Annotated in this window: 11 protein-coding genes; 1 reads left to right on the forward strand and 10 read right to left on the reverse strand. The window is 66.8% G+C overall.

What is annotated here, in order from left to right:
• The 7 genes from EQG76_RS27665 to EQG76_RS27695 form a co-directional block, all read right to left on the reverse strand.
• On the reverse strand, window positions 1-700 hold a 700-nt coding region (locus EQG76_RS27665), incomplete at its 3' end, for an FGGY family carbohydrate kinase (protein WP_255476604.1).
• On the reverse strand, window positions 697-1,515 hold the full coding sequence (locus EQG76_RS27670; RefSeq protein ID WP_159718284.1) for a DeoR/GlpR family DNA-binding transcription regulator: 819 nt from the start codon (window positions 1,513-1,515) through the stop codon (window positions 697-699). The genes EQG76_RS27665 and EQG76_RS27670, both read right to left, overlap by 4 nt.
• On the reverse strand, window positions 1,512-3,251 hold the full coding sequence (locus tag EQG76_RS27675) for a glycerol-3-phosphate dehydrogenase/oxidase (protein ID WP_159718286.1): 1,740 nt from the start codon (window positions 3,249-3,251) through the stop codon (window positions 1,512-1,514). Before EQG76_RS27675 ends, EQG76_RS27670 begins: the two co-directional genes overlap by 4 nt.
• Window positions 3,252-3,265: 14 nt before the next feature.
• Window positions 3,266-4,792, reverse strand: a complete 1,527-nt coding sequence (locus EQG76_RS27680) for an FGGY-family carbohydrate kinase (RefSeq protein ID WP_159718288.1) — start codon at window positions 4,790-4,792, stop codon at window positions 3,266-3,268.
• Window positions 4,793-4,794: 2 nt separating this feature from the next.
• The gene (locus EQG76_RS27685; RefSeq protein ID WP_159718290.1) at window positions 4,795-5,766 is read right to left on the reverse strand and encodes an ABC transporter permease; all 972 of its coding nucleotides are present in this window, start codon (window positions 5,764-5,766) and stop codon (window positions 4,795-4,797) included.
• Window positions 5,763-7,337, reverse strand: coding sequence for a sugar ABC transporter ATP-binding protein (locus tag EQG76_RS27690; protein ID WP_159718292.1), 1,575 nt, complete (start codon window positions 7,335-7,337; stop codon window positions 5,763-5,765). The genes EQG76_RS27685 and EQG76_RS27690 overlap by 4 nt, the downstream gene beginning before the upstream one ends.
• An 80-nt stretch (window positions 7,338-7,417) precedes the next feature.
• The gene (locus tag EQG76_RS27695) at window positions 7,418-8,560 is read right to left on the reverse strand and encodes a sugar ABC transporter substrate-binding protein (protein WP_159718294.1); all 1,143 of its coding nucleotides are present in this window, start codon (window positions 8,558-8,560) and stop codon (window positions 7,418-7,420) included.
• 1,058 nt (window positions 8,561-9,618) lie between these two features.
• Between EQG76_RS27695 and EQG76_RS27700 the strand changes: the two genes are divergently transcribed.
• Window positions 9,619-9,876: a hypothetical protein gene (locus tag EQG76_RS27700; protein WP_159718296.1), complete on the forward strand. Its 258-nt coding sequence runs from the start codon at window positions 9,619-9,621 to the stop codon at window positions 9,874-9,876.
• Between the two features lie 447 nt (window positions 9,877-10,323).
• On the opposite strand, the gene EQG76_RS27705 is transcribed toward EQG76_RS27700, so the two are convergent.
• From EQG76_RS27705 to EQG76_RS27715, 3 genes are all read right to left on the reverse strand, one after another.
• Window positions 10,324-10,995, reverse strand: coding sequence for a nucleotidyltransferase domain-containing protein (locus EQG76_RS27705; protein WP_200841175.1), 672 nt, complete (start codon window positions 10,993-10,995; stop codon window positions 10,324-10,326).
• 40 nt (window positions 10,996-11,035) lie between these two features.
• Window positions 11,036-11,893, reverse strand: a complete 858-nt coding sequence (locus tag EQG76_RS27710) for a protein-L-isoaspartate O-methyltransferase family protein (RefSeq protein ID WP_159718298.1) — start codon at window positions 11,891-11,893, stop codon at window positions 11,036-11,038.
• Window positions 11,894-12,663: 770 nt separating this feature from the next.
• A complete protein-coding gene (locus EQG76_RS27715) occupies window positions 12,664-13,176 on the reverse strand; it encodes a Crp/Fnr family transcriptional regulator (protein WP_255476605.1) in 513 nt (170 codons plus the stop codon).
• Between the last annotated feature and the right edge of the window lie 124 nt (window positions 13,177-13,300).

The following is a 13,300-nucleotide window of genomic DNA, read 5'->3' on the forward strand; positions in this document are numbered from 1 at the left end:
TGCCGGCCCGCAACCCAGTCTCCGCCGCAGCTTCGGGCGTCACCACGCCGACGATTTCGGAATTGCGCCGGATCCGCGGCATCCGCTCCAGCCAGTGGCCGATCCCCAGTCCTTGGAACAGTGGCGTGTCGTAGTCGCGAGTCTCGACATGCACGAGGTGGCTGCCGGACAGGTCGTTCAGGTCGCTGTCGATGCTCCCGGTCAGGCGGTAGCGCACATAGTCCTTGCAGAGCAGGACGTGGCGCGCGGTCCGGGTGACCTCCGGTGCATGGCGATCGAACCAAAGGAGGTAGAGCGGCGTGGAGGCCGGCCGGAGCTGCTGCCGTGAATGCGCCACCAGCGCCTGGCCCTGCTCGGCCGCCATCAGCGCTTGGCACAGGTCGTGGGTGCGCATGTCCGAGGAGATGATGCCCGGGTACGCGGGCCGCATCTGCCCGTCGAAGACATAGACGCCGTTGCCGTGCCCGGTGCAGGCGACCGCGGCGATCGCTCGGGCGTCGACCCCCGGTGCGGCCAGCACTTGCTGGATCGCCGCGGCCGAGGCCTTCCACATGGCGATCGGATCGCGCTCGCTGCGCCCCGGCTGCGGGTGGCTGTTGGTCATGGGCGCCACGCCCGCGGCGATCTCCTGGCCCTGCCCGTCGAAGACGGCGGCCTTGAGCACCGTGCCGCCCGCGTCGATGCCGAGGAACAGGCTCATGGCGTCACCTCACTCCGGATCACCATGTCCGCCGGGCGTCCCGATTGCTCCGGCATCTGCACCATGCGCAGCGTGACGCCCTGGCCGGCCAGATCTTTGCGGATGGCCTCGGGCAGGGCCGAGCCCGTGAACACCGCCTCGAAGGTCATCAGGTCGGTCAGCACGTTCAGGGCGGTCTTGCCGAACTTGCTGTGGTCGACCAGGAGGAAGCGCCGCTCGGCCGCGGCGATCATCGCCCGCTTGACCTGGGCCACCTGCGGGTCCTGGTGGAAGGCGGTCCGCCCGCAGACGGCGGCCGTCGACATGAACAGGAGGTTGGCGCGGAGGTCGGCCAGCATCCGCTCGGCGAGCGCGCCCATGAAGCCGTGATAGTGCCGGCTGTAGACGCCGCCCAGGCCGATCAGGCTGATGCCGGGCGCTTCCGCCAATGCTGCGCTGATGCCCAGGCTGTTGGTGATGACAGTGAGCGGCCGCCGCTGCGTCAGGAGCGGTGCCAATGCCTGGATGGTGGTCCCGCCGTCCAGGATGATCGCCTGGCCCGGCTCGATCAGCTCGGCAGCCGCCTCCGCTAGCAGGCGCTTCTCCTCCAGCGCTACCCGCTCCCGGTAGCGGAAATCGCTCTCGAACAGGGTGTTCGACTGGATGGTGGCTCCGCCGCGGACCTTGCAGACGATCCCGTCGCTCTCGAGCATGTCGAGATCGCGATGGATGGTCATCCGGCTGACCCTGAGCGAGGTTGCGAGGTCGTCGACCTGGACCGAGCCCTGCTCCATCAGCGCATCGACGATCCGCTGGCGGCGGGCGGCACTCTTCATGTCGGCACGGCCACGCGCGCCACGTGCGTCGGCGCCTGCTCTGCCAGCTCCACCCGATGACGGTCCGCCAGCTCCGCACGGGTACGCGCCACCTCTGCCTCGCGGCGAGCGGCGTCCCAGCCGAGGACTTCGCCCAGCACTTCGGCCAGCTCCCGGATCACGCCCAGGTTGGCGCGGCCGGTGATTGCGATCACGGTCCGGCGCAGCAGGACGTCGCCCAGCGTGCCGACCTGCTCCTCCCGGGCGATGAATTCAATTTCGCGCTTGCTGTAGGCGGGTAGGCTCTGCAGGGGCTGGTCGGCTCCGGCGGCGCAGAAGCGGGCAATGGCCTCGGCGCGGCTGCCGTAGCGATGCACGAGCGCCGCCGCCCGGTCCTGGTCGAGCCCGCAGCGGCTGGCGAACTCCGCGATCCAGCCATCCTGGGCAGGCCCTGCCGGTGACAGGCCGCGACCCCCGCCGATCGGCTCCAGCTCGGTCGAGCAGCGGCGCTGCCGCCCCAGCCGGGCCAGCACCCGGTCAGCCGTCTCCGCCGCGAAGGCGCGAAACGTGGTCCACTTGCCGCCCACCAGCGACAGGATCGGGAAAGGCCGTTCGGCGGTTGGCTCGTCGATCGGCACCGAGTGGTCCCGGCTGATCTCGCCGACATCGGCGGCATCGCTGCGCGGCAGCGGCCGCACGCCGCAATAGGTGTAGACGATGTGCGAGCGGTCGACTGAAAGGCCTGGGAACATGGCGCCCAGGGCCGCCAGAATATAGTCGATCTCGGCGTCCTCGCAGACCGCTTGGTCGGGATCGTCGATGCGGAGGTCGGTGGAGCCGGTCAGCACCCGGTCCAGGAACGGGAACGCCAGGCAGAGCCGGCCGTCCGCCGTGGCGAAGGACAGCATCCGGCCGTCCAGTGCCCGCAGGAGGGCCGGGTGGTCCAGGAGGAGATGCGAGCCCTTGGTGCCGCCGATATAGCGGCTCGGCACGGCCATCGCCTGGTTGGCGCGGTCGATCCAGGCGCCGCCAGCATTGATCACGAGGTCGGGGTGGACCTCGAACTCCTCCTGGGACAGCTCGTCCCGGAACCGGAGGCGGCCGCCGTCCCGGCCGACCAGGCGCACATGGTTCAGGCCGATCGAGCCGGGATTGGCCGCCTCGGCATCCATGACCAGTTCCAGTCCGAGCCGCTCCGGCTGAGTTATCCAGGCATCGTAGTAGCTGGCCGCGGCGACCAGGCGAGGATCTAGGCCCGGCATCGCCTGAAGCGCCGCCTGCCGCCGCCAGAAACGGTGCCGGGGCATGACCCGCTCGCGGCGCCCCAAATAGTCGTAGAGCGACAGGCCGATCTCGATGATGGCCGCGCCGCGGCTGGTGGTCCGTGCCGGACGGCGGAAGAAGCGCCGCACCGTCGGGCCGATCCCGTCCAGCCACGAGAACAGCGGCACCATCGTTTCCAGCGGGCGGACCAGGTGCCCGGCGTTGCGCAGGAGCCGGTTGCGCTCCAGCGTCGCCTCGGCGACCAGGCGGAACTCGCCAGTCTCCAGGTATTTCAGGCCGCCATGGATCAGGCGGGAGGGTGCCGCGCTGGCACCGCTGCAGAAGTCACCCTTGTCGACGATGAGGCAATCCACGCCCTGCAGGGACAGGTCGCGGAAGGTCCCGATGCCGTTGATCCCGGCGCCGACGATGACGACCGGGAAATGCGCCTTCGTCCGGACCGCGGCGAGACGTTGCGGGCGGGTCATGGCCATGGTGCAGCTCTCATTCAGGCAAGCTCATCGGTTGCGCGTAGGGCCGGCCAGAACGGCGTGAGCGTACGGATCGAGCCGAGATAGTTGTGGTAGGCGCGGTCGAGCGTGGCATGGCGTCCAGGATCAGGCTCGTGCCGGCGGAGGATCCGGCAGGCAGCGGCCACTGCCTGGGCGTAGTCGGCGTAGCAGCCGCTGCCAATCCCGGCACACAGGGCGACGCCCAGGGCACCGGCCTCATCGGCGTCGACGATCGTGACCGGCAGGTCCAGGGTGTCGGCGAACAGCTGGCTGAGCCGCGGGCTGCGTGCCCCGCCACCACCTAGGCGTGCCTCGGTCATCGGGAAGGCCCGGCGCAGCGCGTCGACGTGGAAACGATGGTTGAAGACGATGCCCTCGAACAGGGCGCGGATCAGGTGGCCGCGCTCGTGCCAGGCCTGCATCCCGAGAAACCCGGCCGTGGCGGCATCGCCGTGCGGCGAGCCGTAGAGGAAGGGATGGTAGAGGAGGCCGGACGGCCGAGCGAACGCGGCCTCGATCTCGTCCTGGAGCAGGTCGAAGGGGGAGCAGCCGAATGCCCGCGCCTCCTTCAGTGTGTCGCGGCAGAACTGCTGGACGAACCAGTCGATGTTGGTCGCCGAGGCCGGCGAGCCGCTGATGTCCAGCCACTCGCCCGGCCGGAAGCCGTTGCGGCAGCACCAGTCCGGGTCGAAGGCCGGGGCCGTGGAGAGCACCGAGTTGATGCTGAAGGTCCCGGCGATCAGGGAAAGTTGAGCCGGCTCGATACAGCCCATGCCGATCGGCGTCGCCACTACGTCATGTAGGCCGGCGACCACCGGGGTGCCTACGGCCAAGCCGGTGACCGCCGCCGCCTCGGCCGTCACCTCGCCGGCGACCGCGGTCGGCTCCAGGACCTGCGGCAGGGCGTCCCAGAGTTCCGGCATCTCGTAGAGGTCGAGCACTGCTTGGCTGTAGCGCTGGGTCTGCACGTCGGTGAACGAGGAGCTGGCTTCGGTCCGGTCGGTGGCGATCCGGCCGGTTAGTCGGAAGCGCAGCCAGTCCTTGCAGAACAGCACCGAGCGGGTGCTGCGGTAGCGCTCCGGCTCGTGGCGCTTCATCCAGGCCAGGTGAGCGGCGGCCGTGAAGCTCGGGGTTGCCTGGCCAGTGCGGCGCAAGAGCTCGTCCATCCGGCCGTCTTGCCGCCACTCCTCGACGATGCCGCTGCTGCGGCTGTCCAGCGACAGCATGGCTGGGCCGTTGGGCTCGCCCGTTGCCGTGATCGGGTACACGCCGTCGCCATGGCCGGTGATGCCGATCGCGGCGATCCGGTCCGGCGGAATCGTCGCCTGGATCAGCGCCTGCCGGATCGCGCGGCAGGTCGCCTGCCAGTGCTCGCCCATGTCGCGCTCCACGTGGCGCGGCTTCGGCTTGTGCGTGGTGATCTCGCAGCGGCCCAGGCCCAGTGCACGGCCGGCCAGGTCGAACACCACCGCCTTGGTGACGGTCAGGCCGCTGTCGATGCCGAGGAGGTAGCGGTCCGGCATGGTCAGGCCGCCCCCACCCGGACCCGGCCCTGCAGGCTGGTGAGGTAGATCGCGGCCAGGAGGATCAGGCCGAACACGATCTGCCGCACCGAGGGCTCGACGCCGAACAGGTTCATCAGGTTCTCGATGATCGAGATCACCAGCACGGCGGCGAAGATCCCGCCGACGCTGCCCACCCCGCCGGCAAGCCCGGTGCCACCCAGGATAGCACCGGCGAACGCCATCAGGATGTCGCCCTGGCCGAGATCGGCCACCGCCGATTGCAGGCGCCCGACCTCCAGCAGCCCGCCGAGCGCTGCCAGCACCCCGGCGATGCAGAAGCAGGTGATCCGGGTGCGGTCGACATCGACCCCGGCGATGAAGGCCGCTTCCGGGTTGTTGCCGAGCGCGAAGATATTTTTGCCTAGGCGGTGGTAGTTGATGAGCGCGAAGGCCAGTCCATAGAGGACGAACCAGATGATCACCGCGATCGGCAAGAAGCCCAGGATGCGGCTCTCGCCCCAGAAGGTCATCTCGATCGGCAGATAGTAGATGCCTTCGGGGATCAGGAAGATCACGATCCCGCGGTATACCAGCAAGGTCGCGAGCGTCACCAGGAAAGCGTTCACGCCCAGCCGCACCGAGATGAACCCGTTCACCATGCCGGCGACGAGGCCGATCACCAGCACGATCGGCATGGTAAGCCCCGGCCAGACCAGGTCTGGCAGCCAGTTCAGCACGATCATGATCGCGAGTGTCGGCGCCAGGGCGAAGGTCGATTCGAGCGACAGGTCGAGGCTGCCGGTCAGCAGCACGAAGAACAGGCCCAGCACGACGCAGCCTAGCGGTGCTGCTGCCCACAGGACGTTGATCAGGTTGCGCGTGGACAGAAAGCCCGGGACGGTCAGGCCGATCAGGACCAGCAGGACCAGGAGCGCCCAGATCAGATGCCGCTCGAACACGGTGCGGACGAATGCTTGCAGGGAACCGCTCATGGCTCCTCCACTCCCTGAACGCTCTTGTAGATCTCGCCGACGGTGAAGTCGGGCTTGCCCCGCTCCAGGACCCGGGTGATCCGGCCGCGGAAGAACACCAGCACCCGGTCGCAGCAGGCAACCAACTCGTCCTCGCTCTCGGAGAGCATGATCACCCCGCTTTGTGCTGCCAGCTTGTCGCGCACCACCTGCAGGAGCGCCGGCTTGGCCGCCAGGTCCACGCCCCGGGTCGGCTCGTTGAGGAGGAACACCTTGGGCGTGGTCAGCGACAACCGGTTGATCAGAATCTTCTGCTTGTTGCCGCCGGACAAATGGTCGATTGGCGTGAAGATGCTGGGCGTCTTGACCTGCAGCTCGGCGGTCTTCTCGCGCGCGATGCGCTGGCCCTCGTGCACCCGCAGGAAGCCCAAGGGCCCCTGGATCCGGCGCAGGCTGGAGATCAGCGTGTTGTCCTCCACCGGCCGGTTCTGGATGACAGCCTGGACCTCGCGATGCTTGGGCAGGAAGGCAATGCCGGCCTTGAGCGCCTCGCGCGGCGCGGCAAAACGCACCGAGCTGCCTTCCAGGCGGACCTCGCCGGTCCGGAACGGGCGCAGGCCGAACAGCGCTTCCAGGGCGGCGTCCTTGCCCGAGCCCTCCAGCCCGGCAAAGCCGATGACCTCGCCGCGCTGCAGGCGGAAGGACAGGTCGTGGAAGTCGCGGCCGTCGCCCAGCCCGTCTGCCGTAAGCAGCGGCATGGCTGCGGCCCGCGGCTTGGCAGCGGGCCTGGCTGCCTGCGCAGGACCGGTGATCTTGACGTCGCCCACGATCCAGTTGGCCAGGCTCCGCTCGTCGGTCTTCGCGGTGGCGAGCGTCGCGACCGCCCGGCCGTCCCGCATCACCGTCACCCGGTCGGTGAACTCCATCACCTCAGTGATGTGATGGGAGATCAGGGTGAAGGACAGGTCGGCCGATTCGGCGGCCAGCGTGCGCAGCAGGCCCAGGAGCCGCGTCTTGCGCTGGCGTGACAGCGACGCGGTGATTTCGTCCAGGAGGATGATCCGGGCGTGCTCGATGAACACCGCCTTGCCGAACGCCAGGAGCTGCTGGGTCTCGATCGGCAGGTCGCCCATTCGGCTGGCGGGGCTGGCATCCAGCTCCAGCCGGTCGATCACGTCGGCCACCGCACGGCGCATGCCGGCCGGGTCGAGGAAGCCCAGCCCCACCGTCAGCTCGCGGCCCATGAACAGGTTGTCGGTGACGGTGAGCGCCCGGGCGAACCGCGGCTCCTGCGGGATCAGCGAGATGCCCAGCCGATGCGCCCGGACCGGCGTCGCATTCTCGGCATCGAGCTGGCCGCCACTGGCCAGCACCGTGCCGGCGCTGGGCGGGATCAGCCCGGCGATCATGCTGACCAGCACCGACTTGCCGGCACCGTTGCGGCCGATGATGCCGTGGATTTCGCCGCGCCGGACGGTCAGGTCAACCTGGTCGACCGCCAGCACACCGGGAAACCTGCGAGTGAGGCCAGCCAGCCGGTAGGATTCGGCCGCCTGGGCCGGGCTCTCGGTTGGGAGAGCGACAGCGAGCATGGGGAATGGTCCAGAACGGATGTCGTCGAGGCATGAGCCTGCTACCCGCGCCGAGGGGCAGGGCAGCAGGCGGCCCGCTCTTAGTTGGCGCCTTCCGGCTGGGCACCACCCTGCTCGGACATCTGCACCGCCCAGTTGCGCGGATCCTTAGGCGAGACGTCATGCGGAACGCCATAGGTCTGGATCCGGTACCATGGCCCGTCGAACTGGTCGGAGGGCAGCACCTCGACCGGCATCCACAGCTCGTCGCCGTCGGCATAGAGCTTCTGCGGCTCGGCCGGAGCTTCCAGCATCTTGCCCGACTTCATCATGTCGTAGAGCAGCCGCATCGACATGATGCCCTCGCCGAAGGCCGGCTGGACCATCACCGTGTCGATGTGCCCGCGCTCGAGCGCCTCCAGCTCAGGCATGGTGCCGTCGATCGTGATGATCGGGATGTGCTTGGGATCGTCCGGCGGCACCAGCATGCCCTGCGCCTGGAAGGCCGGCACGGCGCCGCCCACGCCCATGGTGCCGTCGATGCTGATCACGGCCAGGATCTGCTCCGGGCCGTGGCGGGCGATGATGTCGTCGACCGCCTTGCGCGCCTTGCCGCCGTCGCACCCGGCCTCGTTGACCTCGATCTGAACGCCCGGGTTTTCGGCGACGATCGGATCGAGCGCACTGCGGTAGCCGTTGTGGCGATCGATGTCACCGGAGGCGGTGATGACGCAGCGGAGTTCAATGATCACGCCGCCCGCCTTTGCCCAGTCAGCGCCGCGCAGCTCGTTCAGCCGCTTGACTAGCGCTTCACCGCCCTTGCGGCCGGCGGCCTCGTTGTCGAAGGCGACGAAGGTCTGCTTGGCCCCCGGTACCAGATTGTTGCTGATCACGACCGGGATGCCGTCGTCGTGGAGCTGGTTGACCACGCCGCGCATCGCCTCGCCGCGCCAGGGCACCATCAGCACGCCGTCCACGCCGCGGGAGATCTGCGCATCGAGTGCGTTGCGCTGCGCGCTCACGTCGTTGGCGCCGAACACCCGGAACTCGATCTCGACGCCGTCCTCCTTCATGATCCGGTCGCGTTCCATCTCCTGGCCGCGCTGGACGCCGTTGAAGTAGATGTCCTCTGGCGCCCAGCGGATGACGGCGACTTCGTACTTCTCCGCCGCCAGCGCCGTGCTGCCGGCCAGTGTGGCCAGCAGGGCGGCCACGACCGCGCAACGTCCGTTGCTCAAGCTCATTTCAGCCTCCTCTTCCCCGGCACCTTGTTCCTCGGTGCTCTGCGCGGACCCCTGAAGTCCTCGCGGCGGCCCCCTCTGTTGCGTGGGCTCACTCCGCGATCCGGCTGCCCGGCCAACGGAACGTAACATCCCAGCCGCTTCATTGTTAAGATCCAATGTGATCTTGTGATCGCTGGTGGTCATATGTCACGGGCAGCAATGAGCCCTGACAACCAGTGGTTCTGCAGCGGGGCGGCCTGCCCACCTTCAACTAGCCTTCGATTAGGCCGACGGCATCGACCTTGAAGCGGTTGGGGAGTTCCCGCCGATCCAACGTTCGTTGTGGGCTCATGCCCGCTCTCCCATCAGCAGCATGGACTCGACGTCCGCGAAGATGCTGGCCAGCCAGTTGCCGTCCGTCAGCGGATCCTCGCGGCCGTAGAAGTCGATCTTGAGCCGAAGATCGTCGGCCGACCGGGCGGGGTGCGGAAGATCTGCTTCTCCAGGCTATCCCATACCTGACGCTTCGCTTCCGTCGCATCGCTCTCCTCGTCGATCCGGCTCTCGATCTTCCAAGCGGCAACCGCCTCCTCCCACTGACGAATGAGCGACCGCATCGCGCTGTCTTGGTGGGCGGACGCCGCTGCGGCGCCTGTGGCAGCGACCGCCGGTGCTGCCGCCATTGTGCTGAGCAGGGTACGGCGGCTGGTGGGCGCGCCCGGTCCTCCATCTCGTGTCGGCTAATCGGGCCGGATGTCGGAGCGACTTTGCGAGCGCGATCCTCTTCGCAGAGGGCTGAGCAGGGGGATACCCGCTGGTTCAACACGCCGATGGCACCAGGCACACCTAGCCGTCGGCCCGCCGGACTGCATGGAAGCTCCGCATGCTGGGAATGGTTGGAGCTGCCGGCAAGCTCTAGCTACATGCTGCACTGAAGGTTCCGCATCCGGAAGGCAACGACATTTGGCGCTCGTCCCGGAAAGGTGAGGCTGTCTTGAAGTGACCATGGAACCCTCGGCGCTGGTCAACGTCCTAGCGCTGGTCCTGGTGATGAGGGGCCATGACCGGACGCCGTCACGATGGGCCCTCTCCACGCCAGATTATTCCAGGAACATGTCCTGCTCACGCAGCTGCTGATCGAGCTGATGGGCCAGACCAAGCTCGCCGAGGCGCGCTACGTGCAAGCCATCCTGAAGACGGACGCAGCGGAGATGGGGTGGGCGCCCAAGGACCGGCGATGGTTGCGTCCCGGTCAACCGCCCGAGCCAGGCTGGACGGTGTATGAGGCAGTCTGGCGGTGGTGCCAGGGGGGATATCTGCAATCACCGGAAGGCTAGCTGCGACTGCACCGGACGGCCAGCTATCATGTTTGGTGCTCGGTCCCCGGTCGGTGATGCCCTCCCCATGATCCACATGCCTTTCACAAGGCGATCGAGCCTGGTCAGATCTGCCTTCCTTCCAGGAGGCGCCAGGAAGCGACGTGCCAAGGCACGCCCTCATCGCCACTGGCAGCCAGATCGGCCGTGCGGTAGCGGCTGCCATGGTATGATCCATCCGCAGACATGGCGCGACTTGAAGGTGTTGGCGAAGGCGGCTAATGGCGGATGCGGCGAGGCGCTGTTGATCCAACAACAGACGGCAGCAGGCTTGCCTAAGCGAGCACATCCAAGGCAGTCAGATCATGATCGATTGGTCGTGTCAGCCGGAACTTCTTGTGCAACTCCATGACGTGCTGACGGTAGAGCTGTGCGAGCTCGCTTAGAACAGCCAGAATGGCATCGGCGTCATAGGGCGGGCGGATAGCTCGCTGCCAAAGCTGTGCGTACCGGATCGCTTACCCGTACATCGACTTTGGCGATGAGCGCCGCGTCTGGTGCTCGGTTCCATAGCCAGTCGTCCGCCTGGATCACGTGCTGCCGGAGTTCGTCCAGCAAGGTATGCGCATAGAACAGCTCGCCACGCTTCGCTCGCCGATAGGCCTCATGCGCAGCGGCAAGCCCCTTGCTGATCGAAACGTCCACATCGTCCTCCGAGACAGTGAACCGCAAGACCCTCGAGCGATCGATGAGGTCTGCAATGACGCCCTGCGGGTCGAAAAGGACTTTGGTGGGTAGCCCGAGCCAGGGTGAAGGCCTCACTACGTTGGCATTATAGTAGAAGATGTCGATCTTTCCGAAGGGTCGGAAGTGCGACACGCAATGCTGCGTGCCCGGCAGCCACTCATTGAACAAGAAGCCGGGCCATCGCTTCGGGATCTCGCGGCGCTGCTCAACGAACCGCGCGTGGCTGTCGGCTGTCACCACCACTCGAAGGTCGACATCCGAGTAGGCATCAGCGGTGTCCGCTGCGAGTGAGCCACCCAGGAAGACACCCACGACTTCGCGTCTGGAGGTAAAGTCGTCGAGTGCTGCGGCCAGTAGGTTGCACCTGGCAGCGGTGAGGGATTTCATGTCCATGCGCAGGCTCAATGATAGCAAGGCTAGGAGTCGCTGATCGCTACCGGGCCGCGGCTGGATCAGCCACCGCAGTCGAAAACCAAACATGCCGGTAGATGGCGACAGCAGAGTCATCCGGCGAGCGATCAGCGCTCAGCCATGCCGAACGTACTGCGCGGGCCTCGGAGCCGGTTGGTATCCTGGTGCAGTCATCCAGGTCAGAGGCGCCGATGCAGGGAATGAACCACGCGGGCATCAGCGGCTTCACGGCAAAGCCGGTACCAGTTCGCGTCATCATGATGGCGAGGCCCACTTTCTCGTGCGGTCGCCACGGGAAGATCATGCGGCCGCCTGGGCGAAGAGCCTGGAGCCAGGAGATCGGTGGAACTGCTATGCCGGCATTGACGTAGATCAGGTCCGCTGCCGGCAGAGGCAGCGTGGTGGCATCGCCCTGTGTCACCGAGGCAATCTCAAACGGCACGAGATTGGTTCGTGCTTGGGCCGCCAGGTTCTCGTCGATCTCAAAGGCATGCACCCTGCCATCCGGCAGGGTCAGTGTCGCCAGTAGCGCCGTATAGTATCCGCTGCCGGCGCCAATGTGGCAGATGATGTCTCCATTCATCGGGGCAACCGCGCCCAGCCACGCCGCATGGAGGAAAGGCTCGCCATTGTTGATCCCTTTGGCGGGATCCAGGGCAACGAGGATGTTCTGGTAGAGATGAACGGGATCGGCCGTCGGGGTCTCGATATAGGTGTGGTTGACCATCACCTGCCAGGGCCCAGGCGGCAGAAACGCCTCCCTGGGCACCAGCTCGAAGGCCCGCTCGAGACGTGGATCCGCCGATCGGCTCGCCACCGCCATCATCTTCGCGTGAAACGCCCTGATCTCGGCCAGACTGGCGCGGCGCTTTGGCGGCATATCGTGCTTTCCGCGGTTCGATGTCCGGCTGAGGTGAAACGACTGTTTCCGATCGCTGCAACCGCCAGACCATCATCCAGCCGGAGATCGTCCGTCTTCAGCGGTGTTCTGCCAGCAGGAGCAGGACACCGAGGCTGCCGTGCCGCACCGGGCGACCCAACTAGATACCCGAGCAGGCCCACGAAACCAACCTGGACCAAGCCCGCCGGCACATCATCGAAAAAACTCGGCAACCTCGCTGAGCAGGAAGCCGCATCGTCGAGCTAGAACGGGGACGGCCACTCTACCGCCCGCTCCTGCGCCCTGCTCACCACGATGCAGGACGCTGCGCATCTTCGAGGAGCCGCTGGCGTCCCTGGAACAGGAAGCCCAGCAGGTGGATGGGAAATTGTTGGATGCAGCAATGAGGTGGAAGGCGCAGGACCGGTGTGAGATCCAAAACGCGTGCATCGCCGGCATGATGCTGCCTCGTCAACTGCATGAACGATCGATCACCCATGCGTTGATGGGCTTCCACCGAAAGCCGGCCAAAGGCACCTATCCTTCCGCCACCATTGGGAGGACTGCATATACGCGACGGCCCAGCAGGCTAATCTTGCCGAGCGCATCAACGCTGCCATGACGGAGCAGGGCACTTGGATGACCAGCGAACGGGAGGAGCGGCGGCGCCGGCTTCTACGCGATCGGCCAAATTGGGACTGGCAGGATGTTGCCGCTGCAGTTGCCCTACAAAGGTCCGAGCAACAGATGAACCCGGCAAACAGCGGGCGCTAGACCATGTAGCGGAAAAGGTCCCTGCGGATGCGCTCAAACTCCGCGTGAGCACCTTGGAGCGAGGCGACCCGGTTGTTCAGGCGACGGATCACGCTGACCATGTCGTGGAGCAGGCGGAGCGCCACGATCGGGTGCTGCTCGATCAGGTTCCGAAAGACCGAGCGCGGAATGCTGATGCAGCGCGTGACGCTGACGGCCCGCACGGTGCAGCCGCCACGGACGCCGTCAATCGCGGTAAATTCCCCGACCAAGCCACCCTGGCTGGTCTGCCCGACTCGCACCAATCCGGCCGGGCCATCGTCCTGCAGGATCTCCACCTGCCCTTTGAGAATGAGGAACACGCAGGGCGGCGTGTCGTCCGACGGACCTACAATGGCCTCGCCTGGTCCGTGATCAAGGCAGGTGCAGTGGGAGCCCAGGCTTTCCAGCGCGGCCGGTGGCAAGTTCTGGAAGAGCCTGGCCTGGGCCAGTTGAGCCACTGTTACGGGCAAGGCACCTTCATCCGCCATGGCGATGATCGGTCGTGGCGTGATCCTTAGCGTCACCGCGTGGCGGCAGCGTGACTGCTGCCGACTACGGGTCCGATCGCTCCAGTACCCGCTGCCAGCTGCAAGCTATCCGTCGGCAGGGGAT

The organism is Geminicoccus flavidas (genome assembly GCF_009806515.1).
Lineage (GTDB): Bacteria > Pseudomonadota > Alphaproteobacteria > Geminicoccales > Geminicoccaceae > Geminicoccus > Geminicoccus flavidus.